This window comes from Streptomyces sp. SID3212 (genome assembly GCF_009865405.1).
GTDB lineage: Bacteria > Actinomycetota > Actinomycetes > Streptomycetales > Streptomycetaceae > Streptomyces.
In genome coordinates this window covers 1-23,764 of the sequence record NZ_WWJY01000842.1, presented here as the reverse complement: position 1 = coordinate 23,764, position 23,764 = coordinate 1, and the positions used below count along the sequence as shown (strand labels likewise).

Here is a 23,764-nt window from a genome sequence, read left to right as displayed (position 1 = left end):
AGCCCGTCCGGCGATTGAGGACATCAGTAACCCGCGCCCACCACCGGGGCGACACGTTCCGACAAAGCGTCGGGAAAATGTTGCGCGCGCCATACCGCGCATGGTCACATGGTATCCAGAGGTGGTTAGGTCTACCTAACTTACGACCACGCTTGCCCCCGCACCCCAAGGAGGCATCCATGCCGCACCCACACCCGTCGCCCTCAGACGTCTCCATGCGGGACCTGCTCGCGTCCTGCGTGGCCGCCGCCACCGTGTCGACCCCGCCGAAGCGGCCTGCGGCCGTACAGACGCACCCCGTCACGGACACGCGAGCCAAGGACCCCCGGCCCACAGACACCCGCGCCGCCGCCTAGGCAAGCGCCGTCAGGGAACGACCACCACCGTCGAATTGATCGTCGCGAACGACCACAACGCCACCCCATCCGCCCGCTTCATCCGCACCCCACCCGTCTTCAGCGCCGGATTGGGCGTCGGCAGCGACCCGTCTACCGCCGCGCTGAAGCCGACCGTGACGCCCTCCGCCTTGGCGAACCGTACGACGTGTTCGACCAGGACTCCGTCCGAGCCCTGGACCTGGGCGGACCGGGAGCTGACGGTGTACGAGCCCGGGGCGGGGTTGAGGGTGCTCGGGACGACCGGGAACGTGCGCGTCGCCTGGTTGGTCTTGTCGACCAGCCAGACCCGGCGGTCCTTGAGGCCGTACACCACCCGCTCGCCCGTCCCGGACGCCGCCGGCACCGTCAGCGGGTCCTTCTTCGGCGCGGCGGAGCCCGACGCGGTCGGGGAGGCGCTCGGGGTGCCGTTCTTCCCGAGGGTGTCGGGCACGCTCGCCGAGGCCTGGTAAGCGAGGAAGGCGACGCCGGCGATGGCCGCCGCGGTGAGCCCGGCCACGATTCCCGAGCTGCTCCTGGACACCCTGTTCCACCTCTCGTACGTATGACTCCGTGGTGACGTTAGCAGCAGCGGAATGACGGGACTGGGCGCCGTGCCCCGCCGCCGGGAGCCGTAGGCTGTTTGCGTGCTTCTGCTCGCCGTTGATACCGCCACGCCCGCCGTCACCGTCGCTCTTCACGACGGCTCCTCCGTCCTCGCCGCCGAGAGCCAGGTGGACGCGCGGCGCCACGGTGAGCTGCTGCTGCCCGCCGTGGACCGTGTCCTCTCCGAGGCGGGGGTGGGGGTGGGGCTGGGCGCCGTCACGGACGTGGTCGTCGGGGTCGGGCCGGGTCCGTACACCGGACTGCGGGTGGGGCTCGCCACCGCGCTGGCCTTCGGTTCCGCGCTCGGGGTGCCGGTGCACGGGCTCTGCACGCTGGACGGTCTCGCGTACGCCTCCGGCCTCGAAGAGCCCTTCGTCGTGGCCACCGACGCCCGCCGCAAGGAGGTCTACTGGGCGCGGTACGCGGATGCCCGTACCCGCGTCGGTGAGCCCGCCGTCGACCGGCCCGCCGACCTCACCGAGCGGGTCGCCGGGCTGCCGGCCGTCGGTGCGGGCGCGTTCCTCTACCCGGCCGCGTTCCGGGACGCCCGCGCCCCTGAGCACCAGTCGGCCGCCGCGCTCGCCGGGCTGGCGGCGGAGCTGCTGGCCGCGGGGCGGACGGACGAGTTCCTGCCGCCGCTGCCCCTCTACCTCCGCAGGCCCGACGCCGAGGTGCCCAAGAACTACAAGGTGGTCACCCCGAAGTGAGCGGTGCCGAGGAAGCGGACGAGCCGGACGAGGTGGACGAGGTGGCCGCGGCGGCGGGAAACCGTGACGTCCCGCGCCCCCCGGGCGCCGTCCTCCGCGAGATGCGCTGGTGGGACATCGAGGCCGTCCTCGCCCTCGAACACGACCTCTTCCCCGAGGACGCCTGGTCCCCGGGCATGTTCTGGTCCGAGCTGGCCCACGCGCGCGGTCCCGGCGCCACCCGCCGGTACGTCGTGGCCGAGGCCGGCGGCCGTATCGTCGGGTACGCGGGACTCGCCGCCGCCGGGGGCCTCGGGGACGTACAGACCATCGCCGCCGCCCGCGACCAGTGGGGCACGGGCCTCGGCTCCCGCCTGCTGACCGACCTCCTCCAGCACGCCAGCGCCGCCGAGTGCGAAGAAGTGCTGCTCGAAGTGCGGGTCGACAACATACGGGCGCAGAAGCTGTACGAACGCTTCGGCTTCGAGCCCATCGGCTTCCGCCGCGGCTACTACCAGCCCGGCAACGTCGACGCGCTCGTGATGCGCCTGCCGATGCAGGGGCTCCACATACAAGACGTCCAAGGAACTGGGATCAATGGCTGACGAACCTCTCGTCCTCGGTATCGAGACCTCCTGCGACGAGACAGGCGTCGGCATCGTGCGCGGTACGACCCTGCTCGCCGACACCGTCGCGTCGAGCGTCGACGAGCACGCGCGCTTCGGCGGTGTGGTGCCGGAGATCGCCTCCCGCGCGCATCTGGAGGCGATGGTGCCGACCATCGAGCGCGCGCTCAAGGAGGCGGGTGTCAGCGCCCGCGACCTCGACGGGATCGCGGTGACGTCGGGCCCCGGCCTGGCGGGGGCGCTGCTGGTGGGGGTGTCGGCGGCGAAGGCGTACGCGTACGCGCTCGGCAAGCCGCTGTACGGCGTGAACCACCTGGCCTCCCACATCTGCGTCGACCAGCTGGAACACGGCCCGCTGCCCGAGCCGACGATGGCGCTGCTGGTGAGCGGCGGCCACTCGTCGCTGCTGCTCGCGCCGGACATCACCTCGGACGTACGGCCCATGGGCGCGACCATCGACGACGCCGCGGGGGAGGCCTTCGACAAGATCGCGCGGGTGCTGCACCTGGGCTTCCCGGGGGGTCCGGTGATCGACCGGCTGGCCAAGGAGGGCGATCCGGCCGCGATCGCCTTCCCGCGCGGGCTGACCGGGCCGAGGGACGCGCCGTACGACTTCTCGTTCTCCGGGTTGAAGACGTCCGTGGCGCGCTGGATCGAGGCGAAGCGGAACGCGGGCGAGGAGGTGCCCGTACGGGATGTGGCGGCGTCGTTCCAGGAGGCCGTCGTGGACGTGCTGACGCGGAAGGCGGTCCGCGCGTGCAAGGACCAGGGCGTCGATCATCTGATGATCGGCGGCGGGGTCGCGGCGAACTCGCGGCTGCGCGCGCTCGCCGCCGAGCGCTGCGAGCGGGCGGGCATCCGGCTGCGGGTGCCGCGCCCCGGGCTGTGCACGGACAACGGTGCGATGGTCGCGGCGCTGGGCGCGGAGATGGTGGCGCGCAACCGCCCGGCGTCGGACTGGGACCTCTCGGCGGATTCGTCGCTGCCGGTGACGGAGCCGCATGTGCCCGGTCGTACGCATGTCAATGAGCCTGATCGTGATCATGGGCATGGGCATGGGCATGGGCACGACCACGACCACGTCCACGAGCTCGCGAAGGACAACCTCTACTGATGACCGTCGCGCTCATGTGGGAGGCCAAGGCCGCCGACGGCCGGGGCGCCGAGCTGCTGGAGTGGGCCCGCGCGCGTGTGACGGAGCTGCCGTACGAGCCGCTCCGCCGCGAGCTGCTGCGCGCCCCCGGCGGCCGGGTCCTGGCCCTCACCTGGTGGGAAGGCCCGTACGACGCCGACGTCCCCGAACTCCCCGATCCCCCGGCGGAGTTGACCGCCCGGCCGGTCCACCGCTGGCGCTTCGAGTCGCTCGGGGACGACGGGCGGGGCGGCTGAGGCGGCTCGCACTCGGCAAAAGGGGCAGATCGCTGTAAATAGCGACAGGATGGGATGCGGGGGACAGTCGCGCGCGCCGAGCCGCGCGTACCGCATCTCGAAAGGCCCGTTCGTATGACCTCGGCACCGAATCTTCCCTCCGGCCCCCGGCCGTTCTCGCCCCGCGACATCCGCACGCTCACCATCGACGTCGCGGGCCCCGTCCTCCTCCCCGGTGACGACGGCTACGCGGAGGAGGCCACCGGCTTCAACCGTGTGGTCACCCACCGCCCCGCCGTGATCGTCGGCGCCGCCGACGCGGCGGACGTCCTGAGCGCGGTGCGCTTCGCGGGGCGGTACGGGCGTCCCGTCGCCGTCCTCTCCACCGGACACGGCCCCACGGGGGACGTCCCCGAGGACGCCGTCATGATCACGACCCGCCGGATGACGGGTCTGTCGATCGACGCCGGGGAGCGTACGGTCCGGGTCGAGGCGGGGGTGCGCTGGCAGCAGGTCGTCACCGAGGCCGCCGTCCACGGCCTGGCCCCGCTCGTCGGATCTGCGGCGGACGTCGGCGTGGTCGGCTACACCCTCGGCGGCGGCCTCAGCGTGACCATGGGCCGGGCCTTCGGGTGGGCGGCCGACCACGTCCAGTGGATCGACCTGGTCACGGCGGACGGCGAGCTGCGCCATGCCTCGCGCGACTCCGAGGACGACCTCTTCTGGGCGCTGCGCGGCGGGAAGGGCAACTTCGGGGTGGTCACCGCGATGGAGTTCTCCCTCTTCCCGGTGACCCAGCTGTACGCGGGCGCCCTGTACTTCTCCGGGGACGACGCCCGGGAGGTGCTGCACGCGTACGAGCGGTTCGCGGCGACGGCCCCGGAGGAGCTGATGTCGTCCGCCGTCCTGCTGCGCCTGCCCGACCAGCCCACGGTCCCGGACTTCATGCGGGGGCGGCTGACGGCGGCCGTACGGTTCTCCTGGCTCGGCTCGGAGGCCGACGGCGAGGAACTGATCGCCCCGCTGCGGGCGGCGGCGCCGGTGCTGCTGGACACCGTGGCCCTGCGCCCGTTCACGGAATTCGACGCCATCAGCGTGGATCCGCCGGAGGGGATCAGCTCGGTCGAGCACTTCGCGGTGCTGGACGAGGTGACGCCGGAGACGATCGACGCCCTTCTGGAGGTCGCGGGCCCGGAGTCCGGCGCCCGGGTCAACGTCGTGGACCTGCGCCAGCTCGGCGGCGCGCTGAGCCGCTACTCCGGCGCGCCGAACGTGGTCGGGACCCGTGACGCGGCCTTCGCCGTCTTTGCCTTCGCGTTCGTCCCGCCCGGTGAGGACCCCGAGGAGTACCGGACGGCCGGGAGCGAGGTGATGGAGCGGCTGGAGCCGTGGCTGAGCGCGCGGAAGCACACCAATTTCCTGGGGGCGGACGACGTCACGGCGGAGCGGGTACGGCTGGCCTTCGACGCGCCCACGTACGAACGGCTCCAGGAGATCAAGGCGGCCCGTGATCCGGCGAACATGTTCCGGCTGAACCACAACATCCCGCCGGGGGCGGGAACCGGATCCGGATCCTGAGTCCTTCCTGGTCCGGGGGGTGGAGAGATATCTTCCGATTGATTTCCCGGCCCGTGTCGATTCCGGTGCCGGCCGTTCGACGTACAGGTGAGAGGCGGGAACGGCCCGCCTCACCACCGCCCGACAGGGGCACCGAGGAGTCACCATGCCGCGCTTTCTGATGATGGTCCGCGTCGACGAGAACAACGCCCCCGCCGGCGGCCCCAGCGACGAGCTGATGCGGCGCATGGGCGAGCTGATCGAGGAGATGTCCAAGGCGGACGTCCTCGTGGACACCGCGGGGCTGCTGCCGACCGCGCAGGGGGTACGGGTCCGGCAGAGCGGCGGGAAGATCTCCGTCACCGACGGGCCGTTCACCGAGACCAAGGAGGTCGTCGGCGGGTACGCGATCATCCAGGCCGCGGACAAGGACGAGGCGGTCGCGTGGGCCCGGCGCTTCGTGGAGGTCCACGAGGCGGAGTGGGAGATCGCGAGCGAGGTGCGCGAGATCGTGCAGGGCTAGGGATAGTCGCGGGGCCCTTTCTCGTGACCGTGGCCGGGGCCGCTCCCGTCACCGTTTGCCCTCGCCTGCCCCCGGTGTTCTGATGGGTGGCCGTGGGAGCACACAGGTCGGGAGCGGACGGGCCGGGAGCGGGCGGGCCGGAGGCGGGCGCGCCCCAGAGCCCGGACAGCGCCGTCGAAGCGGTGTTCAGGATCGAGTCCGCGCGCATCATCGCCGCCGTCGCCCGCATCGTCCGTGACGTCGGCATCGCCGAGGAGCTGGCGCAGGACGCCCTGGTCGCGGCGCTGGAACGATGGCCGGAGTCGGGTGTCCCGGAGAAGCCGGGAGCCTGGCTCATGGCCACCGCCAGGAACCGTGCCGTCGATCTCGTACGGCGCCGGGAGACGTACGCCCGCAAGCTCGCCGAGGTCGGCCGCACCCTGGAGGACGTCCCGCCGCCCGACACCGCGAACATCACCGGCATCGGGGCCGGGGCCGACGACATCGACGACGACCTCCTGCGTCTCATCTTCACCTCCTGCCACCCGGTCCTCTCCACCGAGGCCCGGATCGCCCTCACCCTGCGCCTCCTCGGCGGCCTCACCACCGACGAGATCGCCCGCGCCTTCCTGGCCCCCGAGGCGACCGTGGCGCAGCGCATCGTGCGCGCCAAGCGCAGCCTCGCCAAGGCCGGGGTGCCGTTCGAGGTGCCGTACGGGGCCGAGCGCGCGCAGCGACTCTCCTCCGTCCTGGAGGTCATCTACCTGATCTTCAACGAGGGGTACTCGGCGACCGCCGGTGACGACTGGGTACGGCCCGGCCTGTGCGAGGACGCGCTGCGGCTCGCGCGGGTGCTCAGCGGGCTGATGGACGAGGAGCCCGAAGTCCACGCGCTGGCCGCCCTGTTGGAGCTCCAGGCGTCCCGGATGCCCGCGCGGACCGGCCCCGACGGAGAGCCGGTGCTGCTCGCCGACCAGAACCGCTCCCGCTGGAACCAGCTCCTCGTCCGCCGCGGCTTCGCCGCGCTCACCCGGGCGGGCGCGCCGGGCCGGCCGCCGGGCCCGTACGTCCTCCAGGCCGCCATCGCGGCGTGCCACGCCCGGGCCCGTACGTACGAGGAGACGGACTGGACGGCGATCGCCTCGCTGTACGGACAGCTCGTCGCCCTCACCCCGTCCCCGGTGGTCGAACTGAACCGCGCGGTCGCCGTGTCGATGGCCGAGGGCCCGGCGGCGGCCCTGCGCCTGGTCGACGCCCTGGCGGACGAACCGGCCCTGAAGGGCTACCACTTGCTGCCGAGCGTGCGCGGCGACCTGCTCGCTCGGCTGGGGCGTACGGAGGAGGCGAGATCGGAGTTCGAACGGGCGGCGGCCCTGACCCGCAACGCCCGCGAACGCCTCTTCCTGCTGGACCGCGCGGCCCGGCTCTGAGCGGCGAGGGCCTCAGAAGTGCGCGGGCGCCAGCCACGCCGCCGGCGGGAGCGGCGCGTGCCGGGGTGAGGCCTGGATCACCTGGATCACGTAAGCCGCGAAACGGCGGGAGGCCGCCACCTGGGCGGCGGGGGTGGCCGCGCGGATGCCCTGGTTCCCCATGAGCATGAGGATCAGATCGTCCGGGACCAGGAAGTCGGGGCGCAGGTGACCGGCTTCTTTCGCGCGCCGGGCCAGTTCGGTGACCGTCTTCACCGTGTACGCGCGGCTCTCGGTGACCTCCGTCGGCGTCGCGAAAGTCGCCATGAAGGCTTCGGTGAAACCCCGGTCCCGGGCATGCAGCTCGCAGATCTTCTCGATGACCAGGCAGAGGCCGTGCGAGGGATCGGGGTCGGCGCTCCCTTCGTCGACGATGGCGCGGCACGCGCGCATCTGGTCGGCGAAGGCTTCGGTGACCAGCGCCTGCTTGGTCGGGAAGTGGCGGTACAGGGTGGCGGGCCCCACCCCCGCGCGCCGCGCGATCTCCCGGATCGGCACGCCCAGCCCGTCGGCGGAGAAGACCGCGCGGGCCGCGTCGAGGATGCGGGCGCGGTTGTCGGCGGCGTCGGAGCGCGGGGTGTGCGGTACGTGAGGCAATCGGGTCGTCACCACTCTCACTTTAGCGAAACGGACGGGGGCGTCCGTTAGCGTCGCGCCGTCGCGAAACGGTCGTACCGAGCACATGGAGGCCACGTGAAGGCGGTTTCGATCCGAGAATTCGGACGTCCCGAGGGTCTGGCGGTCGTCGAGGTCCCCGATCCTGTTCCCGCCGCCGGGCAGGCGGTGATCGCCACCGAGGCGATCGGTGTCGGCGGTGTCGACACCCTGATCCGGAGGGGGGTCCTGGCCGCCTACGGCTTCCAGGAGGGCCACATCCCGGGCGGTGAGGTGGCGGGCACGGTCACGGCGGTCGGTGACGGGGTCGACGTGTCGTGGATCGGACAGCGGGTGTGGGGCTTCACCGGCACCGGCGGAGGCTATGTCGAACAGGCCGTCGCGCCGGTCACGGAGCTTCTTCCCCTGCCCGCGAACCTGTCCGCCACCGACGCGGTGACGCTCGGCAGCGCGGGGGTGGTGGCGCACTTCGGGCTGGTCCGAGCCCGTTTCGTACCGGGGGAGACGGTTCTGGTACGGGGCGCGGCGGGCAGCCTCGGGATCATGGCGGTGCAGTTCGCGGCGCGGGGCGGGGCGGGCGCGGTGGCGGTCACGACGTCGTCGGCGGATCGCGGGGAGCGGCTGCGGAAGCTGGGCGCGACGCACGTACTGGACCGCTCGGGCTCGGGCTCCGGCTCGGAGGTCACCCCGGCGGGCTACGACGTGGTCATCGACGTGGTGGCCGGTGAGCACCTGCCGTCGTTCCTCGACCGGCTCAACCCGAACGGCCGCATGGTGGTCGTGGGCATCGTAGGGGGCCCGCCACCGGCGGACTTCGGTACGAGGATGACGGCGGCCTTCCAGAAGTCGCTGTCGTTCTCGACGCTCAGCACGGACACGGTCCCGGCGGCCGACCGGGCGACCGCGCGCGCCGAACACTTCGCGGCGGCGGCCCGGGGGGAGATCGAGGCGGTGGTGCACGAACTGCTGCCCCTGGACCAGGCCGCTCTGGCGCACCGGAAGATGGACGCGGGCGAGGTCTTCGGCCGCATCGTACTGACGCCGTAGCCCGTACGAAACGGCCGGCCGGGCACTCACTCCGAGCCGGCGATCACGGAGGCGTCACCGGCGTGTCCGGGCTGTCCAGCCAGGCCGTCTGCCCCTCGGGCGTGACGGTCAGCCCGTAACGGCCGATCGCCGGCTGCCCGGCCCGCGTCCACCGCTCGTAGGACGCGCGGATCTCGTCCCAGAGGCGGCGCGGTCCGTACTGGGCCGTGCGGAACGTGTCCGTCCGACGGCCGTCGTGGTCGACGCTCGCCCAGCTCGTCGCGGTGGTGTCGGCGATCCACAGCCGGGTGTGGGCGTCGGCGGACGTGGTGTCCCACGAGTACCAGGCGCCCGGGACGGTCAGCCCGAGGTGGAAGTCCAGCGCGGGGTCGTCCCCGGCAACGGCCCACGGAGAGAGGGCGGTTGTCCCGGTCTCGGGCGTTTGGCCCTCGCGGAGGACGTCACGGAACAGCTCGATGTCGGTGCGCTGGCCGTTGATGAGCATGTACGAGCCGTACGCGGCGAACGTGCCGTCCGCGCGGCCGTCGCGGTGCTTGGTCAGGCGGACAGCGCCGAAACAGGACCACGCACTGTCCCAGGGGGTCACGATGCGTCCGCCAGGAGCTGTCTGCTCCAGCCAGGAGGTGGGCACCGTGCGGACGGAACAGGTGGCGAGGACACGGTCGTACGGGGCGTGCGGAAGCCAGCCGTCGGCGCCGTCGGCGTGGATGACGGCGGGGGAGTACGACAGGGCGGCCAGGTTCTCCCGCGCGCGGGCGGCGAGGGGCGCGTCCACCTCCACGGAGGTGACCAGTGCGTCACCCAGGCGAGCACACAGGAGGGCGGTGTTGTAACCCGAGCCGGTGCCGATCTCCAACGTCCGCGTACCAGGCCCCAGTTCGGCGTCCTCCAGGAGGCGCAGGACCGTGCTGGGCATGGACGCGGAGGACGAGGGCGAGCGCGTGCCGTCGGACTCGGTGACGAACTGGGTGACGAGAGGAGCGTCGGAGTACGCGGCGCCCATCCACCCACCCGGATCAAGACGCCGGTCGCACGACACGTACCCGCCCTCACTGTCCCTGAGCCACACCTCGTCGGGCAGGAAGAGGTCCCGGGGGACGCGCGTCAGAACGTCGGCCCACGCGGCGGGAATCGGCGTGGAGCGGGTCCGCTCGATCGCGGGCAGCAGGCGCCGAGTTCCGGCCGTTCGGGCGTGGCTGTCCGGAGCGGGAGGGCGGGGCACGGTGTCCGCCGCTACTTCGGCCTGGGGGCGGGCGCGGGCGGCTTGGGCGGAATCGGACGGTCGGGCTGCGATCCGTCGTCACCGATCGGCGACCGGTGTTTCTTTGCCATGTGTGCTCCCTGTGCTCAGGCCTTTCGGCCCCTCCTTACGCTACGTAGTCTGCGGTCCTGCGCCGGGAGAGGGAATTACACGTGCGGGTGATCCGCGAGTCAGCCCGCCGTCGCCGGACCGACCGTCACGGTTACCGCGCGTTCGCGCAGTGCGGTGGCCAGCCACTCCATCTCGACCAGGGTGCCTACGAGGCCCGTTGTCCGTAGTTCGGCGGCCTTGCTTCGGGCCTCGCCCAAGGGCAGGCCGTGTGCGCGGCTCAGGACGCGGGTGACCGAGATGAGGTTCGCCGTGCCGTCGGTGAGGGTGAGGCGGGCCGGGCCGTGTTCCGTCAGGAGGAGTTGGCGGATCTCCTCGGGGGTCGTACCGGCGGTGGGTGGGGTGGAGCCGCCCGCCCGGCAGCCCGTGCAGGTCGTCTCCGCCTCCCACCGCACCTCGTCCTGGTCGATGCGCTGGCCCACGTTCCGGGTCAGCACACCCCCGCACGCCCCGCACGGGGCGGTGACGCTCGCGCCTTGACTTGTCATCGGACTCCTCGCCGTCATTCCGTCCATCATGCCCCGCCGGCGAGGACCCGCCCTACGAACCGCTGCGTTCCGGGACCGGGGCCAGGGGATCGTCGGTCGGGACGGCGGAGGACGTGGCCAGGGGCGGCGTGGCCGCCAGCCGCTTGCGGCCCGGGATCGCCACGACCACCAGCGCCGCGATCAGGGCCACCCCGCCGCCGATCACGAAGCCCGTACGGAAGCCGCTCTCGGACGGGACGGTGAAGCCGCCGGACGAGACGGTCATGTGGGCCAGGACCACGCCCAGGACCGCGCTGGAGACCGACGTACCGATCGAGCGCATCAGGGCGTTGAAACCGTTGGCCGCCGCCGTCTCCGACACCGGCACCGCGCTCATGATCAGCGCCGGCATGGCCCCGTACGCGAAGGCGATTCCCGCGCTGCTGACGCAGGTGAAGACCAGCAGGCCCCACGTCGATCCCATCAGGACCAGCGCCAGGGCGTACCCGCACATGATGATGACCGAGCCCGTGAGCAGGGAGACCTTCGGGCCGCGCGCGGCGGAGAGCTTCGCGCCCAGCGGGGAGACGCCCATCATGACCAGGCCGGCGGGGGCCATCCACAGACCCGCCGCGACCATCGACTGGCCGAGGCCGTAGCCGGTGGCGGAGGGCAGCTGGAGCAGCTGGGGGACGATCAGGGACTGGGCGTACAGCGCGAATCCGACCACGACGGACGCCAGGTTGGTCAGCAGCACCTGGCGCCTGGCGGTGGTACGGAGGTCGACCAGCGGGTCGCGCGTACGCAGCTCCCACACGCCCCACACGAGCAGGACGACCAGGGCCGTGCCCAGCAGGCCGAGCGTGGTGCCGCTGCCCCAGCCCCAGTCGGTGCCCTTCGTCACGGCGAGCAGCAGGGCGACCAGCCCGGCGCCGAGGCCCAGGGCGCCGACGAAGTCGAACCGGCCGGTGGCGCGGACCGGGGCCGCCGGTATGAAGAGCAGGATGAAGACGCCGAGCACCAGGCCGAGGCCGGCCGAGCCCCAGAAGAGGGTGTGCCAGTCGGTGTTCTGGGCCACCACCGCCGCGAGGGGCAGGCCGAGGGCGCCGCCGATGCCGAGCGAGGAGCTCATCAGGGCGATGGCGGAGCCGACCCGTTCGGGCGGGAGGATGTCGCGCATCATGCTGATGCCGAGCGGGATGATGCCCATGCTGGACCCTTGCAGCGCGCGGCCCGCGACGGCGGGGAGCAGGGAGTCGGACAGGGCGCACACCACCGAGCCGGCGACGAGCAGCAGGACGCAGACGAGCATCAGCCGCCGCTTGCCGTACAGGTCGCCGAGCCGGCCCGTGACGGGGGTGGCGACGGCGCCCGCGACCAGGGTCGCGGTGATCACCCAGGACGCGTCGGCCGGGGTGGTGTCCAGGAGGCGGGGCAGTTCGCCGATGAGGGGCACGACCAGGGTCTGCATCAGCGCGGCGACGATGCCGGCGCTCGCCAGGACGGCGACGACGGCTCCCGTACGGGGGGAGGGAGGCGCCGCGAGGGCTGCCGGGGGCGGCGGAACGGTGGGTTTCACAGCGTCTCCTGTCAGGGGCGTGACGTGATGCACTGTGTAGCGTACATGCTGTATGTACGAGGCATATTGCGCTGATATACATGCAGGTGGGTGTGCCGGTGATGGGCGTGGTGCCGAGGACCGACAGGAAGAGGGTGCCGTGGTGCGTGAGGCGAGCGAGAAGATCCAGCTGGAGATGACGCTGCTGGCGCGTTATCGCTACATGGCTCTGGCGCCCAAGGCGCGGCTCGACCGCAGCGCGTACCTCCTGCTCAGCCGGATCGAGGCCGAAGGGCCGTTGTCCATCGGGCAGTTGGTCGACGCGCTGGGCCTGGAGACGTCCACGCTCAACCGGCAGACGGCCGCGATGACCCGGGCGGGGCTGGTGGAGCGCATCCCCGATCCGGAGGGCGGCATCGCCCGCAAGTTCCGCATCACGGACGAGGGTCTGGGCAAGCTCCACGCCGACCGCGAGGACGGGGTGCGGGGCCTGGAGACGGTCCTGGCGGAGTGGAAGCCGGAGGAGGCGGCGGCCTTCGCCACGGCGCTGGAACGCTTCAACTCCAGCATCGAGAACCTGATCGGCCACACCTGGCCGCGCGGCTGAACGGGCCGCCCCGGCGGCGTATGTCCTGCCGCGCACGCCGCGTACGCCCGTTCACGCGCCCTACCGGGCGGACTCCAGCAGCTCCTTGAGCCGGGCCAGGTCGGCGGCGACCGTCCCGGCGTCACGCTCGAAGTCGGCGTCGCTCATCCCCGCCTGCCGCCGGAGGGTGAACACCACCTCGCTCCCCGCCCCGTCGGCGATCACGCGGACCGGGTTGTACACGGTCTGCCCGGAGGGCAGCGTGACGTCGTGGTCGAGCACGCCGAACTCGTTGCGCGGGGCGAAGGCGACCACGACGCGCCCCATGGGCGAGAACTCCGCGACCCATCGGTCGCCGCTCTTCTCGATGGCCCCGCCCAGGCCGTGCGCCCAGGCGGGCAGGTTGGCCGGGTCCGAGGCGTAGGCGTAGACGTCGCGCACGGTGCGGTCGACATGGACGCTGACGTGGCGCGATTCCTGGTGGGTGCTGTTCATGGCGGCGACGCTAGCGGGCGCCGGCCGCCGCCGTCTTGAACGAAACGGACGCCTGCGGCGTGCCGACCGGGGCGACGACGGGTGTGGCCCCGTACCGCTCAGGCGCCCACCGTTCCGTCGATCCCCTCGCGCAGGAAGTCCGCGTGGCCGTTGTGGCGTGCGTACTCGTGGATGAGATGCAGCATCACCATCCGGAGCGAGACGTCCTCCTCCCACCTCGCCGAATACCCGGTGACGTCCAGGGACTCCGCCTCCTCCTCGATCCGCCGGGAGTGGGCGACCTCGGCCTCCCACGCGGCGAACGCCTCGGCGCGGGTGGCCGTACGCGCGTCGTACGCCACCTGGAAGTCGCCGTCCTCCGACCACACCAGGGGGATGTCCTCGCCGTTGATCACCCGGCGGAACCACGTGCGCTCGACCTCCGCCATGTGCCGTACGAGCCCGAGGAGGCTGAGGGTGGACGGCGGCATCGAGCGGCGGCGCAGATCCTCGTCCCCGAGACCGTCGGTCTTCATGGCGAGGGTCGCCCGGTGGTAGTCGAGAAAGGCGCGCAGCATGACGCGTTCCTCGGCGACCGCGGGGGGTCCGATGCGTTCTGTGGTCATGACCGGGGGCCTTCCTGGAGGGTGGACGGGGTGAGTGCGGGGTGGCGGGCGGGGCGCTGGATGATCGTCGCAGAGGCTACCGCCGCTACCCTCTGCCGGGTGATCAACCGCCTCGCGCTTCCGCCGTACCCTCCCGAGCCCCCGCCCGGGGAGGGGTTCGAGGCGCGGGTGGCGGAAGAGGGCGGGGACGAGTCGCTCTCCCCCGGGCTGCTCGCCGAGCGGGACGCCACCGTCGTGGCGCTCGCCGCGCGTGCGCTGGCCGTCCGACGCCTGCTGCTCCTCTGGGGGATCGCCGCCGTCGCCGTCCTCGGGTGGGCCGCCGTCGGGCTCGCCGTGCGGAGCATCGAGGACGGCGGCCTGGGGCTGCTCAGCGGCCTCGTCGCGCTGGTCCTCGCGGCGGTCCTGCTCATCCCCGCCGCCGTCGCGCTGGGGCTCTGGGTGCGCCGGAACCAGGACGTACGGGACCGGCTCGACGCGTGGGCGTATCTCGGCCCGGAACCCGTCACCGACGAGCGGGTACGCGCGCACGGCAGGTCCGTCCTCTGGCTGCTGCCCTCCGTCGCGCTGTGCCTGGCCGGTACGGCGGTCGCGGGCCGGTCGCTCACCCGGATGGACGCGGTCACGCTGAGTGCCACGGCGTACGCGCTGGGTCTCGGAGGCACCCTCCTGATGACCGGTCTGCTGGGACTTGTCCGGTCCCTCGGGCACCAGCGCTGGGCTGGGCGTTTGCTGGATCCGGTGCCCGTACGCAGGGGCGGCGGCGTCCACCGCTGAGGTGCTTCCTACAGCCCGCGACTTATCCTGGAGAGGGAACGCATGCGCCATTCAGGGTTAAGGGGCGGCGGATGGAATGGATTTGGTGGCTTTTCGTCTTCTTCATCGTGGGCGGCTTCGGATGGGTGGCCGACACGGGCCGCACGGCGCTGCACACGCGTCACGAGCGAATAATGGAACGCCTCAAGCTGGCCGAGGACGAACGGAAGGCGCTTGAGGCGGCCCATAAGCCACCTGTGCCCGTCTGCGGGTGTTCCCACCACCTGGCGAAGCACGACAAGCGGGGGAAGTGCCACGAGGACGTCGAGGTCGCGACGGAGTGGGACGAGGACAAGAAGCCGCTGAAGTACGAGCGCAGACAGTGCAACTGCCAGCAGTACATCGGCCCGCAGCCGCTCTCGAAGATCTACGCCGACGAGTTGACGGACCTGGAGTAGTCCGGCGAGTCGTACGGTCGGGGATGTGTCGCGCTGACAGGATGCAGCGCCATGCAGCTTTTACGACAAAGGCGAGAATACGGACACCTGTGCGTCCTGCTGGCCGCCCTGCTTGTCGCCGCGCTCGGTTCCGGCTGCACCGGAGAGCCGAACAGTGGCGGGGCCTACGCCCCCGAAGGGCACCCGGCACCGCAGGCACCACAGGCGCCGAAAGCCGGCCAGCCGCTCAAACCCCGCAGCGCCCCCGCCGGCGCCCTCGCCGCGTACGCCGAGAAGCTCCGCCGCGCCGAGGCCGTCCGTACCGCCACCGCCAAGCGGTGGAAGCTCGCCGGAACCCCCCTGACCGCGCCCCCGCCCCCCGCGGTCAAGCCCGTGATCAAGACCCGCAAGGGCTTCGAGGTCTCCGGCGGCGCCACGCTCCCGCCCGTCTTCACCACCGTGCCGGTCAAGGACAAGATCGTGTTCCTGACCATCGACGACGGCGCGGAGAAGGACCCCGAGTTCCTCCGCATGATGTCCGAGCTGAAGATCCCGTACAGCGCCTTCCTCAGCGACTACGTGATCAACGACGACTACAACTACTTCCGCCTGATGCGGGACCGCGGGGTCGCGCTGCACAACCACACCCTCAACCACCCCTACCTGCCCGGCCTGTCCCGCGCCGGGCAGAAGCGCGAGATCTGCGGCCAGCAGGACAAGATCCAGAAGCAGTACGGGAAGCGGCCCCGCCTCTTCCGCCCGCCGTACGGCAACTACAACGGCGACACCCTGCGTGTCGCGAAGTCCTGCGGGATCACCGCCGTACCCCTGTGGGCGGCCGAGGCGTTCCCCGACCACATGGAGTGGCGCGAGTCGGACCGGGACCTGCACCCCGGCGACATCGTCCTCAGCCACTTCCGGGGGCGCGAGGACGGGAAGGGCTCCATGCCCGACATGATCCGGCGTGTGATGAAGACCATCACGGACAAGGGGTACGCGGTGGCCAGGCTGGAGGACTACGTCTGAGAACCCCCGGCCGCGGGGCCGGTGTTCACAGGTCCGGCACTCGCACGCCCGTACGGGGACAGCCCCTCGTACGGGCGTTTTCGTGTCCGGAGCGCACCGCCACGCGCACGCTCATTGGCACTCCGCTTGACCGAGTGCTAATCGCGGTCATAGTCTCAGGTCTGGCACTCCCCACTGGAGAGTGCCAAAGCGCGACTGGCGGATCCGGCACCCGCGACGACGGATCCACCTGGTCGCCACCCAAGACAGTTCACCCCGTGAGATCTCCGAAGGGGGAGGTCGGATCGTGACGACCGCCAGCACCAAGGTTGCCATCAAGCCGCTCGAGGACCGCATTGTGGTCCAGCCGCTCGACGCCGAGCAGACCACGGCCTCTGGCCTGGTCATCCCGGACACCGCCAAGGAGAAGCCCCAGGAGGGCGTCGTCCTGGCCGTGGGCCCGGGCCGTTTCGAGAACGGCGAGCGGCTCCCGCTCGACGTTTCCGTCGGCGATGTCGTTCTGTACAGCAAGTACGGCGGCACCGAAGTGAAGTACAGCGGCGAGGAATACCTCGTCCTCTCGGCTCGCGACGTACTCGCGATCATCGAGAAGTAATTCACCGAAAGTTTTGCTTGTGAGCTGCGCCCTCGGCCACCCTGCGATTGCCGGGCGGACGGGGGCGCAGTTCGTTCGAGAGGACTAGAGAAGCTCCCATGGCGAAGATCCTGAAGTTCGACGAGGACGCCCGTCGCGCCCTCGAGCGCGGCGTCAACAAGCTGGCCGACACGGTGAAGGTGACGATCGGCCCCAAGGGCCGCAACGTCGTCATCGACAAGAAGTTCGGCGCCCCGACCATCACCAACGACGGTGTCACGATCGCCCGCGAGGTCGAGCTCGACGACCCGTACGAGAACCTCGGTGCCCAGCTGGTGAAGGAGGTGGCGACCAAGACCAACGACATCGCGGGTGACGGCACCACCACCGCCACCGTCCTGGCCCAGGCGCTGGTCCGCGAGGGCCTGCGCAACGTCGCCGCCGGCGCGTCGCCCGCCTCCCTGAAGAAGGGCATCGACGCCGCGGTCAAGGCCGTGTCCGAGGAACTCCTCGCGACCGCCCGACCGATCGAGGACAAGTCCGACATCGCCGCCGTGGCCGCGCTCTCCGCGCAGGACCAGCAGGTCGGTGACCTCATCGCCGAGGCGATGGACAAGGTCGGCAAGGACGGTGTCATCACCGTCGAGGAGTCCAACACCTTCGGCCTGGAGCTCGACTTCACCGAGGGCATGGCCTTCGACAAGGGCTACCTGTCCCCGTACATGGTGACCGACCAGGAGCGTATGGAGGCCGTCCTCGACGACCCGTACATCCTGATCAACCAGGGCAAGATCGCCTCCATCCAGGACATGCTCCCCCTGCTGGAGAAGGTCATCGCCGCGGGTGGCTCCAAGCCGCTGCTGATCATCGCCGAGGACGTCGAGGGCGAGGCGCTGTCCACGCTCGTCGTCAACAAGATCCGCGGCACCTTCAACGCGGTCGCGGTGAAGGCCCCCGGCTTCGGTGACCGCCGCAAGGCCATGCTCGGCGACATCGCCACCCTCACGGGCGCGACCGTCATCGCCGAGGAGGTCGGCCTCAAGCTCGACCAGGCCGGTCTCGACGTGCTGGGCTCCGCCCGCCGCGTCACCATCACCAAGGACGACACCACGATCGTCGACGGTGGCGGCGACCACAGCGAGGTCGTCGGCCGTGTCAACCAGATCAAGGCCGAGATCGAGTCCACGGACTCCGACTGGGACCGCGAGAAGCTCCAGGAGCGCCTCGCGAAGCTGGCCGGCGGCGTGTGCGTGATCAAGGTCGGCGCCGCCACCGAGGTGGAGCTCAAGGAGAAGAAGCACCGTCTGGAGGACGCCATCTCCGCGACCCGCGCCGCGGTCGAGGAGGGCATCGTCTCCGGTGGTGGCTCCGCCCTGGTGCACGCCGCCAAGGTCCTGGAGGGCAACCTCGGCAAGACCGGCGACGAGGCCACCGGTGTCGCGGTCGTCCGCCGCGCCGTGGTCGAGCCGCTGCGCTGGATCGCCGAGAACGCCGGCCTTGAGGGCTACGTCATCACCGCGAAGGTCGCCGACCTCGACAAGGGCCACGGCTTCAACGCCGCGACCGGCGAGTACGTCGACCTGGTGAAGGCCGGCGTCATCGACCCGGTCAAGGTCACGCGCTCCGCGCTGGAGAACGCCGCGTCCATCGCCTCCCTGCTGCTCACGACCGAGACCCTGGTCGTCGAGAAGCCGGCCGAGGAAGAGGCCGAGGCCGGTCACGGCCACGGTCACAGCCACTGAGGTTGTGTGCGACAGCCGAAGGCCCGGCACCCCGCGAGGGGCGCCGGGCCTTCGCGCGTGCCGGATCTCTTTACGCGGAGAGGTGCAGCGTCGTCGGGTGTACGGGGTCGGCGAACGGCAGCCCCTTGGTCCAGCGCTCCACCTCGTCCAGCGCCTGGTCCGCCATCCGGTGGATCTCGCCGCCGAGGGACCCGGCGACATGCGGGGTGAGCAGGACGTTCGGCAGGTCGTACAGCGGCGAGTCGACGGGCGGCAGTTCGGGCTCCGTCACGTCCAGTACGGCGTGGAGGCGGCCCGCGACCAGCTCGGGCAGCAGCGCGTCCTCGTCGACGAGCGAGCCGCGTGAGGTGTTGATCAGCGTCGAACCGTCCGCCATGGCGGCCAGCTGCGCGGCGCCGATCATGCGGTCCGTGGCGGGGAGCTGCGGGGCGTGGACGGACACGACGTGGCTGCGGGCGCAGAGTTCGTCCAGGGTGACGAGGTCCGCGCCGAGCGCGGCGGCCTCGGCCGGCTCGACGTACGGGTCGTACAGCAGGACCTCCAGGTCGAAGGGGCGCAGCAGCTCGATGACGCGGCGGCCGATGCGGGAGGCGCCGACGACGCCGACCGTACGGCGGTAGTTGCCCGCGCTGTCCAGCTCCTCCCGCCAGTCGTGGTGGGTGCGCAGGTTCCGGTAGCGCTGGGCGGAGCCGAGGACGTTCTTGCCCGCGAAGAGGATCGCGGCGAGCGTGTACTCGGCGACGGGGCGGGCGTTCGCGGCGGCGGCCGAGGTGACGGCGATGCCGCGCTCCCAGCAGGCGTCGGTGATGTGGTGCTTGACCGAACCCGCCGCGTGGACGACGGCCCGCAGGCGGGGTGCGGCGTCGAGGACGTCGGCGGTGAGCGGCGGCGCGCCCCAGCAGGTGACGAGCAGTTCGGTGTCGGCGAGGGCGGCGGCGACGGCAGGCGGCGGGTCGGACAGCTGATGGGCGATCAGGGCGGGATCCGTACGGACGAGGCCGGTCAGCCGGGCCCTGTGGTCCTCGGTGAACAGGCGCTCGGCGATGCCGGGGCCCATGGAGAGCAGGGCCGCGGGGCGGTTGTCAGTGGTGGCTGGCATGGTGGAACTCAAGCTCCTCGGGTGTCGCTGGGACTCGCTCGGGTCTCGCTCGCTCCTACCCAGGCAGGTCGCGCTCGGGGGCGGCTATTTGACGCTGCCTGCCGTAAGGCCGGCCTTCCAGTGCCGTTGGAGGGTGACGAACGCGATGATCAGCGGTGTGACGGCGAGGAGTGAACCGGTCACGACCATCGGATAGAAGTCCGGGGTCGCGTTGGCGTTGCTGTGCCAGTTGTAGAGGCCGAGGCTCAGCGGATAGAGGTTCTTGTCCGAGAGCATCACGAGGGGGAGGAAGAAGTTGTTCCAGACGGCGGTGAACTGGAAGAGGAAGACGGTCACGAAGCCCGGCATGATCATGCGCAGACCGATCGACCAGAAGGCGCGCAGCTCGCTCGCGCCGTCGATCCTGGCCGCCTCCAGTGCCTCGTCCGGGATGTAGCCGGCGCTGAAGATCCGGGACAGGTAGACGCCGAACGGGTTGACCAGGACGGGGATCAGCACGGACCAGTAGGTGTTGACGGTGTGGGTCTTCACGGCCAGCAGGTACAGGGGGAGGGACAGGGCCGTGGAGGGCAGCAGCACGCCGAGCAGGACGACGGCGAACAGCTTCTCCTTGCCCCGGAAGCGGTATTTGTCGAAGGCGTAACCGGCGGCGACGCTGACCAGCGAGCAGCCGAGGGCGCCGACTCCGGCGTACAGCAGCGAGTTGCCGTACCACCGGAAGTAGATGCCGTCCTGGTAGGTCGTCAGGTCGGAGAGGTTCTGGCCGAGGTGGAAGCCCTGGAAGGAGAAGACGTCGCCGCCGAGCAGGTTGCCGGCGTCCTTGGTGGCGGCCGTGACCAGCCAGATCAGGGGGAAGAGGGTGTACGCGGCGGCCAGGACGAGCACGCCGTTGACGGCGGACCTGGACAGCCACCGGCTGGTGCCCGGCCGGCCGGCCGCGCGGACGGGGGCACGACCGGGGGCTGCGCGGCGCGCGGGGGCGGGCGGAGTGGCCGGGTCGGCCGGGGTGGTGACGAGGGGGGACGTCATGCTGCCCGTGCCTCCTTCCGTCGGGAGAATCGGGTGACGCCGAAGGAGAGGGCGGCGGCCACGAGGGCGATGAGGACGGACGCGGCGGCGGCCAGGCCGTAGTCGTTGCGCTGGAAGGCCGCGCTGTAGGCGTACATGTTGGGCGTCCAGGTGCTGGGCACGGACGCGCCCGAGCGGCTGAGGATCAGCGGCTCGGTGAAGAGCTGGAGCGACCCGATGATCGTGAAGAGCAGCACGAGCGCCAGCGAGGAACGGATCAGGGGGAACTTGATGCTGAACGCGAGCCGCCACTGCCCCGCGCCGTCCACGGTCGCGGCTTCGAGCAGCGAGCGGTCGATGGCCTGGAGGGAGGCGTAGAAGATGACGACGTTGTAGCCGAGCCACTCCCACAGCGCGATGTTGACCACGGAGGGGAGGACGCCGTCGGTGGACAGGAAGTCGAAGCCGAATCCGCCGGCGTCCATGGCGTTGATGACGGGGCTGAGCCCCGGGGTGTAGAGGTAGATCCAGATCAGGGCGGCGATCAGGCCGGGGATGGCGTGCGGCAGGAAGAGCGCCAGCTGGAAGAAGCGGCGGGCGCGGGCCAGAGCCGTGTCCAGGAGCAGGGAGAGGATCAGCGCGCCGCCGACCATCAGGGGGATGTAGAAGGCGCAGTAGCCGAGCAGCACCCAGAAGCCGTCGCGGAACGCCTGGTCGCCCAGGGCTTCGGTGTAGTTGCCGAGGCCGTGGAAGACGGTACGGGGTCCGTCGAAGCCGAGGCCCGACGCCTTCTCGGTGAAGAGGCTGAGCCAGAGGGCGTAGCCGACGGGTATCACCATCGCCACGGTGAACAGGGCGAAGAACGGGGTGAGCAGGACGGTGGCGGCGACGCCGGTGCGGGTGGAGGAGCCGCCGCGTCGGTTCTGGATCTTGGTGGTCATGAGGCGTCCTCGACGTTGAGACCGCGCTTCTTGAGATCGGCGACGGTGGCGTCCTGGGCTGTGCGGACGGCGCGGGAGAGGGTGGAGCCGCCCCCGACGGCTTCGCGGAGCTGGTCGCCCAGTGCCGCGTTGGTGGCGCCGGTGCTCGGGCCCCAGATCCAGTCCGGCTTGATCGACCTGCCGGCCTGGAGGTAGAGGCCGTACAGGTCCTGGCCGCCGAAGAAGCTGGTGTCGATGGCCTTTCGGGCGACGGGGACCATCGCGGGGGAGGCGGGCAGGGCGGTGGAGGTGCTCGCGCCGATCCTGGCCTTGATGCCCGCCTCGGAGGTGGCCATCCAGAGGGCGAACTCGACGGCCGCCGCCTTTTTGTGGCTGTTCTCGCTCACGGCGAAGGTGGAGCCCTGGATCATTCCGCTGGCCGGTCGCGCCGCGTCCCAGCTGGGCACCGGCGCCGCCGCCCACTTGCCCTTCTCCTCGGGCACGATGCCGGCGAGCACGCCCGCGCTCCAGGACGCGCCGAGGTAGCCGACGAGCGTGCCCTGTTTGAGGCCGCCGGTCCACTCCGGGCTGAACGAGGAGGAGGTGTTGACGAGGTCGTCGTCGATCAGGCCCTGCCAGTACTCCGCCGTCCTGATCGTGGCGGGGTCGGTGGTGTCGACCTGCCAGGCGTTCCTGGCCGTGTCGGTCGTGAACCACCGCGCGCCGGCCTGCCAGGCCATTGCCTGGAAGAAGGTCGGGTCGTCGGGGAAGAAGCTGGCGATCCTGGTGTCCGGGGCCGCCTTCTTGACCTGCGCGGCGGCGGTACGGAACTCGTCCCAGGTGCCCGGCGGCGTGAGGTGGTGCTTCTCGAAGAAGTCCTTGCGGTAGTAGAAGACCTGCGGGGACGCGTCGAAGGGGACGGCCCAGTTCTTGCCGCCCAGGGTCGTCAGCTTGATGGTCTGCGGCAGGAACTTCTTCTTGACGTCGTCGGTCAGATAGCCGCTCAGGTCCTGGAGCGAGCCCTGGCTCACGAACTGCGACAGCATCGGGTACTCGATGGAGAGCAGGTCGGGGGCGATCCCGGCCTTCACGGCGTTGGCGATCTTGGGATAGCCGCCGTTGCCGCCGGAGGGGATCTCCTCGAACTTCACCTTGATCGTGTCGTGCGAGGCGTTGAACGCGTCCACGACTTCCTGCGACCCCTTGGTCCAGGCCCAGAACGTGACGGTGACGGGATGTTCCGCGGTGCCTTCCGCGGGTGCGTCGGCGCCGCCGCCGCACGCCGTGAGGGCGGCGAGAGCGGCCAGCGCGGTGGCGGCGCCGACACAGGCATGGAGAGAACGGGACCAACTGCGACTCACGGCGCGGCTCCTGTGCGTACGGGGGACAGGCGGTGGCCGTGATACTTCGATCCGGCGTGAGCGAAGTCAAGAGCGAAAGATTGATTGATCGAAAAATGATCGAACGGGGGGTGGGTTTGCCCCCAGGCCCGGAATCAGGTGGAGGCGCGCACCCGCAGGCGCGGCAGCAGCTCCACATGGCGGCGCGGCTCGTCCGCGCCCCCGCCGGCCGACGTCAGCCGCTCCACCAGCAGCTCCGCCGCGCACCGCCCCACCTCCCGCTTGGGCGGGGCGACCGCGGTGAGCGGGGTGTCCGCGAGGGCAGCCACCTCGTCGTCGTACGTGATGAGGGCCAGGTCCTCGGGGACCCGTACGCCCAGCTCGGCGAGGCGCCGGACCATGCGGATCGCGTCCTCGTCGTTGTGCATGAGCGCGGCGGTCGCTCCGCCGTCGCGCACGGCCGCGCACACCGCCCGCGCGGCCCGCTCGAAGACCTGCGGATCGCGCTCCGCCGACGTCGAGTCGATCACGGGCCCCGGCGCGGTCAGCCCGAGGACGTCGAGCGCCTGGACGTATCCGGCCCGTACCGCCGTTGCCGTCGGGCTGTCCCGCCTCGCCACCAGCAGCGGAGTCGGGTGCCCGAGACCCACCAGGTGCCGTACGGCGATCAGGACGCCGTGCGCGTGGTCCGAGCAGACCCGGTCCAGGGCGGCCAGCGGCCCGCCCGGCGCCCCGCGCCGCTCCACCAGCACGGTCGCCACCGGCAGCCGGGCGATCCACTCGCTGTACGTGCCGGGGTGGCCGGGCTCGGTCCAGCTCGGGGCGAGCAGCAGCCCCTCCGCGCCGGCCGCCAGCAGCCCGGCCGCGTGGGCGGCGTCGTCCTCGGGCCGGTAGTCGGAGACCCGCAGGATCAGCCGGGCGCCGAGCCGGGCGGC

The 23,764-nt window shown here is 71.3% G+C and carries 27 protein-coding genes; 15 read left to right on the top strand and 12 right to left on the bottom strand.

Annotation, left to right across the window (positions count from 1 at the left end):
* Window positions 1–179 precede the first annotated feature (179 nt).
* A complete protein-coding gene (locus GT042_RS38335; protein ID WP_202533792.1) occupies window positions 180–356 on the top strand; it encodes a hypothetical protein in 177 nt (58 codons plus the stop codon).
* A gap of 10 nt (window positions 357–366) precedes the next feature.
* On the opposite strand, the gene GT042_RS25660 is transcribed toward GT042_RS38335, so the two are convergent.
* Window positions 367–918, bottom strand: coding sequence for a hypothetical protein (locus GT042_RS25660; RefSeq protein ID WP_345943914.1), 552 nt, complete (start codon window positions 916–918; stop codon window positions 367–369).
* Window positions 919–1,021: 103 nt separating this feature from the next.
* On the opposite strand from GT042_RS25660, the gene tsaB reads away from it, so the two are divergent.
* From tsaB to GT042_RS25625, 7 genes are all read left to right on the top strand, one after another.
* Window positions 1,022–1,687 carry a tRNA (adenosine(37)-N6)-threonylcarbamoyltransferase complex dimerization subunit type 1 TsaB gene (tsaB, locus tag GT042_RS25655; RefSeq protein ID WP_161311097.1) on the top strand — a complete coding sequence of 222 codons (666 nt, stop codon included), beginning with the start codon at window positions 1,022–1,024 and terminating at the stop codon, window positions 1,685–1,687.
* 101 nt (window positions 1,688–1,788) lie between these two features.
* Window positions 1,789–2,271, top strand: coding sequence for a ribosomal protein S18-alanine N-acetyltransferase (gene rimI, locus GT042_RS25650; RefSeq protein WP_161311101.1), 483 nt, complete (start codon window positions 1,789–1,791; stop codon window positions 2,269–2,271).
* The gene (gene tsaD, locus GT042_RS25645) at window positions 2,264–3,406 is read left to right on the top strand and encodes a tRNA (adenosine(37)-N6)-threonylcarbamoyltransferase complex transferase subunit TsaD (protein ID WP_161311096.1); all 1,143 of its coding nucleotides are present in this window, start codon (window positions 2,264–2,266) and stop codon (window positions 3,404–3,406) included. The genes rimI and tsaD overlap by 8 nt, the downstream gene beginning before the upstream one ends.
* Window positions 3,406–3,681, top strand: coding sequence for a hypothetical protein (locus GT042_RS25640; RefSeq protein WP_161311095.1), 276 nt, complete (start codon window positions 3,406–3,408; stop codon window positions 3,679–3,681). The genes tsaD and GT042_RS25640 overlap by 1 nt, the downstream gene beginning before the upstream one ends.
* A 114-nt stretch (window positions 3,682–3,795) precedes the next feature.
* Window positions 3,796–5,238, top strand: coding sequence for an FAD-binding oxidoreductase (locus tag GT042_RS25635; protein WP_161311094.1), 1,443 nt, complete (start codon window positions 3,796–3,798; stop codon window positions 5,236–5,238).
* 145 nt (window positions 5,239–5,383) lie between these two features.
* Window positions 5,384–5,740 (top strand): YciI family protein, encoded by a 357-nt coding sequence (locus tag GT042_RS25630; protein ID WP_161311093.1) that lies wholly within the window; start codon window positions 5,384–5,386, stop codon window positions 5,738–5,740.
* A 182-nt stretch (window positions 5,741–5,922) separates the two neighbouring features.
* On the top strand, window positions 5,923–7,149 hold the full coding sequence (locus GT042_RS25625; RefSeq protein WP_345943915.1) for an RNA polymerase sigma factor: 1,227 nt from the start codon (window positions 5,923–5,925) through the stop codon (window positions 7,147–7,149).
* Window positions 7,150–7,161: 12 nt separating this feature from the next.
* Here the strand turns inward: GT042_RS25625 and GT042_RS25620 are convergent, their stop codons facing one another.
* Complete coding sequence (locus GT042_RS25620) at window positions 7,162–7,806, bottom strand: helix-turn-helix domain-containing protein (protein ID WP_345943913.1); 645 nt, start codon at window positions 7,804–7,806, stop codon at window positions 7,162–7,164.
* A 75-nt stretch (window positions 7,807–7,881) separates the two neighbouring features.
* Between GT042_RS25620 and GT042_RS25615 the strand changes: the two genes are divergently transcribed.
* A complete protein-coding gene (locus GT042_RS25615; RefSeq protein WP_161311090.1) occupies window positions 7,882–8,850 on the top strand; it encodes a zinc-binding dehydrogenase in 969 nt (322 codons plus the stop codon).
* A 43-nt stretch (window positions 8,851–8,893) separates the two neighbouring features.
* Here GT042_RS25615 and GT042_RS25610 read toward each other — a convergent pair whose 3' ends face one another.
* From GT042_RS25610 to GT042_RS25600, 3 genes are all read right to left on the bottom strand, one after another.
* The gene (locus GT042_RS25610; protein ID WP_345943912.1) at window positions 8,894–10,072 is read right to left on the bottom strand and encodes a methyltransferase domain-containing protein; all 1,179 of its coding nucleotides are present in this window, start codon (window positions 10,070–10,072) and stop codon (window positions 8,894–8,896) included.
* Window positions 10,073–10,281: 209 nt separating this feature from the next.
* Window positions 10,282–10,707: a hypothetical protein gene (locus GT042_RS25605; protein ID WP_161311089.1), complete on the bottom strand. Its 426-nt coding sequence runs from the start codon at window positions 10,705–10,707 to the stop codon at window positions 10,282–10,284.
* Between the two features lie 52 nt (window positions 10,708–10,759).
* Complete coding sequence (locus GT042_RS25600) at window positions 10,760–12,265, bottom strand: MFS transporter (RefSeq protein ID WP_345943911.1); 1,506 nt, start codon at window positions 12,263–12,265, stop codon at window positions 10,760–10,762.
* A 175-nt stretch (window positions 12,266–12,440) separates the two neighbouring features.
* Here GT042_RS25600 and GT042_RS25595 point away from each other — a divergent pair, with 175 nt between their 5' ends.
* On the top strand, window positions 12,441–12,851 hold the full coding sequence (locus GT042_RS25595) for a MarR family transcriptional regulator (RefSeq protein ID WP_161311098.1): 411 nt from the start codon (window positions 12,441–12,443) through the stop codon (window positions 12,849–12,851).
* A gap of 60 nt (window positions 12,852–12,911) precedes the next feature.
* On the opposite strand, the gene GT042_RS25590 is transcribed toward GT042_RS25595, so the two are convergent.
* Window positions 12,912–13,325 carry an SRPBCC family protein gene (locus tag GT042_RS25590; protein WP_161311088.1) on the bottom strand — a complete coding sequence of 138 codons (414 nt, stop codon included), beginning with the start codon at window positions 13,323–13,325 and terminating at the stop codon, window positions 12,912–12,914.
* Window positions 13,326–13,423: 98 nt separating this feature from the next.
* Window positions 13,424–13,930: a DinB family protein gene (locus GT042_RS25585; RefSeq protein ID WP_161311087.1), complete on the bottom strand. Its 507-nt coding sequence runs from the start codon at window positions 13,928–13,930 to the stop codon at window positions 13,424–13,426.
* Between the two features lie 99 nt (window positions 13,931–14,029).
* On the opposite strand from GT042_RS25585, the gene GT042_RS25580 reads away from it, so the two are divergent.
* From GT042_RS25580 to groL, 5 genes are all read left to right on the top strand, one after another.
* Complete coding sequence (locus GT042_RS25580; RefSeq protein ID WP_161311086.1) at window positions 14,030–14,704, top strand: hypothetical protein; 675 nt, start codon at window positions 14,030–14,032, stop codon at window positions 14,702–14,704.
* A 71-nt stretch (window positions 14,705–14,775) separates the two neighbouring features.
* Entirely contained in the window at window positions 14,776–15,141 is a 366-nt protein-coding gene (locus GT042_RS25575) for a hypothetical protein (protein ID WP_161311085.1), read from the top strand.
* 51 nt (window positions 15,142–15,192) lie between these two features.
* Window positions 15,193–16,146 carry a polysaccharide deacetylase family protein gene (locus GT042_RS25570; RefSeq protein WP_161311084.1) on the top strand — a complete coding sequence of 318 codons (954 nt, stop codon included), beginning with the start codon at window positions 15,193–15,195 and terminating at the stop codon, window positions 16,144–16,146.
* A gap of 286 nt (window positions 16,147–16,432) precedes the next feature.
* On the top strand, window positions 16,433–16,741 hold the full coding sequence (gene groES, locus GT042_RS25565; protein ID WP_023539274.1) for a co-chaperone GroES: 309 nt from the start codon (window positions 16,433–16,435) through the stop codon (window positions 16,739–16,741).
* Between the two features lie 98 nt (window positions 16,742–16,839).
* A complete protein-coding gene (groL, locus tag GT042_RS25560) occupies window positions 16,840–18,462 on the top strand; it encodes a chaperonin GroEL (protein WP_161311083.1) in 1,623 nt (540 codons plus the stop codon).
* A gap of 70 nt (window positions 18,463–18,532) precedes the next feature.
* On the opposite strand, the gene GT042_RS25555 is transcribed toward groL, so the two are convergent.
* The 5 genes from GT042_RS25555 to GT042_RS25535 form a co-directional block, all read right to left on the bottom strand.
* Window positions 18,533–19,561: a hydroxyacid dehydrogenase gene (locus GT042_RS25555; RefSeq protein ID WP_161311082.1), complete on the bottom strand. Its 1,029-nt coding sequence runs from the start codon at window positions 19,559–19,561 to the stop codon at window positions 18,533–18,535.
* An 84-nt stretch (window positions 19,562–19,645) separates the two neighbouring features.
* On the bottom strand, window positions 19,646–20,590 hold the full coding sequence (locus GT042_RS25550; protein ID WP_161311081.1) for a carbohydrate ABC transporter permease: 945 nt from the start codon (window positions 20,588–20,590) through the stop codon (window positions 19,646–19,648).
* Window positions 20,587–21,510: a sugar ABC transporter permease gene (locus GT042_RS25545; RefSeq protein ID WP_161311080.1), complete on the bottom strand. Its 924-nt coding sequence runs from the start codon at window positions 21,508–21,510 to the stop codon at window positions 20,587–20,589. The genes GT042_RS25550 and GT042_RS25545 overlap by 4 nt, the downstream gene beginning before the upstream one ends.
* Window positions 21,507–22,850 carry a sugar ABC transporter substrate-binding protein gene (locus GT042_RS25540; protein WP_161311079.1) on the bottom strand — a complete coding sequence of 448 codons (1,344 nt, stop codon included), beginning with the start codon at window positions 22,848–22,850 and terminating at the stop codon, window positions 21,507–21,509. Before GT042_RS25540 ends, GT042_RS25545 begins: the two co-directional genes overlap by 4 nt.
* A gap of 134 nt (window positions 22,851–22,984) precedes the next feature.
* Window positions 22,985–23,764, bottom strand: a 780-nt coding sequence (locus tag GT042_RS25535; RefSeq protein WP_161311078.1) for a substrate-binding domain-containing protein, incomplete at its 5' end; no start/stop codon positions are given.

Bases quoted from the DNA above. Each gene is read 5' to 3' on its own strand.
- GT042_RS25570 (WP_161311084.1), top strand. From the start codon at position 15,193: ATGCAGCTTTTACGACAAAGGCGAGAATACGGACACCTGTGCGTCCTG.
- GT042_RS25640 (WP_161311095.1), top strand. From the start codon at position 3,406: ATGACCGTCGCGCTCATGTGGGAGGCCAAGGCCGCCGACGGCCGGGGC.
- GT042_RS25590 (WP_161311088.1), bottom strand. From the start codon at position 13,325: ATGAACAGCACCCACCAGGAATCGCGCCACGTCAGCGTCCATGTCGAC.
- GT042_RS38335 (WP_202533792.1), top strand. From the start codon at position 180: ATGCCGCACCCACACCCGTCGCCCTCAGACGTCTCCATGCGGGACCTG.
- GT042_RS25575 (WP_161311085.1), top strand. From the start codon at position 14,776: ATGGAATGGATTTGGTGGCTTTTCGTCTTCTTCATCGTGGGCGGCTTC.
- GT042_RS25605 (WP_161311089.1), bottom strand. From the start codon at position 10,707: ATGACAAGTCAAGGCGCGAGCGTCACCGCCCCGTGCGGGGCGTGCGGG.
- GT042_RS25585 (WP_161311087.1), bottom strand. From the start codon at position 13,930: ATGACCACAGAACGCATCGGACCCCCCGCGGTCGCCGAGGAACGCGTC.
- GT042_RS25630 (WP_161311093.1), top strand. From the start codon at position 5,384: ATGCCGCGCTTTCTGATGATGGTCCGCGTCGACGAGAACAACGCCCCC.
- tsaD (WP_161311096.1), top strand. From the start codon at position 2,264: ATGGCTGACGAACCTCTCGTCCTCGGTATCGAGACCTCCTGCGACGAG.
- GT042_RS25635 (WP_161311094.1), top strand. From the start codon at position 3,796: ATGACCTCGGCACCGAATCTTCCCTCCGGCCCCCGGCCGTTCTCGCCC.
- GT042_RS25555 (WP_161311082.1), bottom strand. From the start codon at position 19,561: ATGCCAGCCACCACTGACAACCGCCCCGCGGCCCTGCTCTCCATGGGC.
- GT042_RS25550 (WP_161311081.1), bottom strand. From the start codon at position 20,590: ATGACGTCCCCCCTCGTCACCACCCCGGCCGACCCGGCCACTCCGCCC.
- groL (WP_161311083.1), top strand. From the start codon at position 16,840: ATGGCGAAGATCCTGAAGTTCGACGAGGACGCCCGTCGCGCCCTCGAG.
- rimI (WP_161311101.1), top strand. From the start codon at position 1,789: ATGCGCTGGTGGGACATCGAGGCCGTCCTCGCCCTCGAACACGACCTC.
- GT042_RS25545 (WP_161311080.1), bottom strand. From the start codon at position 21,510: ATGACCACCAAGATCCAGAACCGACGCGGCGGCTCCTCCACCCGCACC.
- GT042_RS25595 (WP_161311098.1), top strand. From the start codon at position 12,441: ATGACGCTGCTGGCGCGTTATCGCTACATGGCTCTGGCGCCCAAGGCG.